At 65.4% G+C, this 2,726-nt stretch carries 4 protein-coding genes; 1 reads left to right on the forward strand and 3 read right to left on the reverse strand.

Annotated features, from left to right (window positions below):
- Positions 1 to 103 precede the first annotated feature (103 nt).
- The 3 genes from CWO91_RS41970 to CWO91_RS41980 all read right to left on the reverse strand — a co-directional run bounded on the left by CWO91_RS41970 (position 104) and on the right by CWO91_RS41980 (position 1,899).
- Entirely contained in the window at positions 104 to 673 is a 570-nt protein-coding gene (locus CWO91_RS41970; RefSeq protein ID WP_130221141.1) for a TetR/AcrR family transcriptional regulator, read from the reverse strand.
- A complete protein-coding gene (locus CWO91_RS41975) occupies positions 673 to 1,017 on the reverse strand; it encodes a DMT family transporter (RefSeq protein ID WP_130221142.1) in 345 nt (114 codons plus the stop codon). The genes CWO91_RS41970 and CWO91_RS41975 overlap by 1 nt, the downstream gene beginning before the upstream one ends.
- A gap of 216 nt (positions 1,018 to 1,233) precedes the next feature.
- Positions 1,234 to 1,899 (reverse strand): O-methyltransferase, encoded by a 666-nt coding sequence (locus tag CWO91_RS41980; RefSeq protein ID WP_130221143.1) that lies wholly within the window; start codon positions 1,897 to 1,899, stop codon positions 1,234 to 1,236.
- Between the two features lie 97 nt (positions 1,900 to 1,996).
- Between CWO91_RS41980 and CWO91_RS41985 the strand changes: the two genes are divergently transcribed.
- A complete protein-coding gene (locus CWO91_RS41985) occupies positions 1,997 to 2,629 on the forward strand; it encodes a TetR family transcriptional regulator (RefSeq protein ID WP_130221144.1) in 633 nt (210 codons plus the stop codon).
- The last annotated feature ends 97 nt before the right edge of the window (positions 2,630 to 2,726 follow it).

Consider the following 2,726-nt stretch of genomic DNA (forward strand, 5'->3'; position numbering starts at 1 on the left):
CCCGGATGGAGCGTAGTGCAATCCGGGGAGGTGCATCTGCGGTGACAGGTCTCCCGGATTACGCTTGCGCTCCATCCGAGCTACGGGATAGCGCACAGGGCGCCTATCCGCGTCGATAGGTCTGCGCGATCAGGCGGTCGTGCACGGCGCGCAGGTCGGCGCTCATGCGTGTCTGTCCTGTCGTGACATATGACAGCCAGGCGCCGTCGGCGGCGAGGCGGATTACGTGAAGATCGGGCGCGCTATCGGTGGCGCGATGGCGCTTCAGCCGGGCCTTGATCCAGTCGTTCCAGAGCCGGCGCAGCGACGGATCGGTGACGACGACCATGCTCAGCGCTGCCCAGGGCGTTGCGAAGCCGAAGGCCTTGCCGGTGAACACCGCATTCACATAGGCGCGCGTGAAGCTGCCGCGCGGCTTGGGATCCGACTCGATAGCGCTGTCGATCTCGGCATCGACGCGGGCGAGGAGATCGGCGAACAGGCCCTCGATCAGCGCCTGCTTGCTGCCGAAATGATGAAACAGACCGCCCTTGGTGACGCCGGCCGCCGCAGCGACCGCCTGCACCGTGACGCCGGAGACGCCGTGGTCCATGGCAATGGCAGCAGCGTGGTCGAGCAGGGCGCGCCGCACCTGCTCGGGCTGCTTGGCGCGGGTGTAGCGGCTTTCCGGCATCAATGCACCGTGGTCTCCGAGAACAGGTTGATGATCACGACCCCGGACACGATCAGCGCGATGCCGACGAAGGCGGCGGCGTCCAGCATCTGACGGAACAGCATGAAGGAGACCGTGGCGGTCAGGATGATGCCGACCCCGCCCCAGATCGCATAGGCGATGCTGAGGGGAATGACGCGGATCGCGACCGACAGCGCATAGAACGAGGCGACGTAGAACAGCACCATCGCCAGCGTCGGCCACGGCCGGGTGAACTGCGCCGACTGCTGCAGGAAGGCGGAGGCGGTGACCTCGAAGACGATGGCGAGAGCGAGTGCCGCGTAGGCATTGAAAGCGGAGGTCATGACGAGCTCGAACGTAGCGAGGAAAGATACCGCGTGGTAGGTATGTTTAGCGTGTGGAGCATGGCTTTGCCAGGAGCAGGTATCACGTGTGAGTGACGAGCCTGCGACAGACGCGGAACGCGCCGGGACCGGAGTTTCCAAGATAGGCCGCTGACGACACGAAGCCGCCGCGCGATGCATCGTGCGGCGGCCTGCGGTTGGCGATTGGACGCGGCTTTAGTTGATCCGCACCGAGAGCTCGACGTCTTCGGCAAAGGCCGTCGACATATAGCCGCTTCCGGGCGCACGTATGCGCGCCAGATAATCGGGGCTGTCGTCGGCGTTGTCGGCGACGATGATCGCGCCCGGCCTGAGATGGCCTTCGAGCAGATCCAGGATATCGGAGTAGAGCGCCTTGGCACCGTCGAGCAGCACGAGGTCGATCGTGTCAGGCAGATCGGCACTGAGCGTCTTCAGCGCATCGCCCTCGCGGATTTCGACGAGATCGATCACTCCGCCGGCCGAGAGGTTGTCCCGCGCCCGGGCCGCCTTGGACGGCTCGAACTCGCTGGTGATGAGGCGGCCGCCGCCATTGTCGCGCAGAGCTGCGGCAAGGTGCAGGGTCGAGATGCCGAACGAGGTGCCGAACTCGACGATGGTCCTGGCGCGGGAGCTGCGCGCCAGCATGTAGAGCAGCGAACCCGTCTCGCGCGAGACCGCGAGCGGGGCGTCCTTTAGGCGTCCATAGAGATCGCGGTAGGCGGTCTTGCTCCGCAACATCCGCGCCCGGTCGGCATCGGACACATCGGCGATGGCAGCTAGCGTTGCGCCGCTTGCTGCTTCGGCCTCGTTGAACAGTCGATCCAGCAGCGGCGCAAGCGATGTGATGGTTGGGGTGGTCATTTGGTGTCTCCAGAGTTCGCGGCGAAGCGCGTGCTTGCGCGGTGACCGAAATACGACTAATTCATCGCATTTCCTATTCGCATTGCTCGCAGGCGCCATGGCCGACCGTCGAAGTCGTTCAATTTCCTCGCGAAAACAGCCTCAACAGGCCCGCTCCACCGGGCTGGTGGCGGCCATCCTGGATGCCGCTGTTCAGGTCCTGGCGAAGGAGGGGGCGCAGCGTTTCACGACGGCGCGAGTGGCGGAGCGGGCCGGGGTGAGCGTCGGATCGCTCTATCAATATTTTCCGAACAAGGCGGCGATCCTGTTCCGCCTTCAAAGCGATGAATGGCGGCGCACCAGCGAGATGCTCGCCGGCATCCTCGCGGACCGGGCGAAGCCGCCGCCGGCGCGGCTGCGCGCGCTGGTCCATGCCTTCATTCGCTCCGAGTGCGAGGAGGCTGCGATCCGCATCGCTCTCAGTGATGCCGCACCGCTCTATCGCGACGCGCCCGAGGCGCAGGACGCACGGGCGGCCGGCGAGGGCATCGTCGCCGCCTTCATGCGGGAGGCGCTGCCCAAAGCCTCGGATGCGACGCGCAGCCTTGCCGGCGAGCTGATCACGACGACGCTCAGCGAGGTCGGCAAGAATTTTTCGGAAGAGACGCGGAGCGAGGCGGAGATCGCAGCCTATGCCGATGCCATGGCCGACATGTTCTGCGCCTATCTTACAAGGCTGGCGCGGCGCTGAAACGTGAGGCTGTAGGCCTGTAGCCCGGATGGAGCGAAGCGAAATCCGGGGTTTATGTCGCGACGAGAGTCCCGGATTACGCTTCGCTCCATCCGGG

This window comes from Bradyrhizobium genosp. SA-3 (genome assembly GCF_004212635.1).
In the GTDB taxonomy this organism is placed as follows: Bacteria; Pseudomonadota; Alphaproteobacteria; order Rhizobiales; family Xanthobacteraceae; genus Bradyrhizobium.

What these genes read in the sequence shown, in the direction of transcription:
- CWO91_RS41970 (WP_130221141.1), bottom strand. Translation starts at nt 673, where the DNA reads ATGCCGGAAAGCCGCTACACCCGCGCCAAGCAGCCCGAGCAGGTGCGG.
- CWO91_RS41975 (WP_130221142.1), bottom strand. Translation starts at nt 1,017, where the DNA reads ATGACCTCCGCTTTCAATGCCTACGCGGCACTCGCTCTCGCCATCGTC.
- CWO91_RS41980 (WP_130221143.1), bottom strand. Translation starts at nt 1,899, where the DNA reads ATGACCACCCCAACCATCACATCGCTTGCGCCGCTGCTGGATCGACTG.
- CWO91_RS41985 (WP_130221144.1), top strand. Translation starts at nt 1,997, where the DNA reads ATGGCCGACCGTCGAAGTCGTTCAATTTCCTCGCGAAAACAGCCTCAA.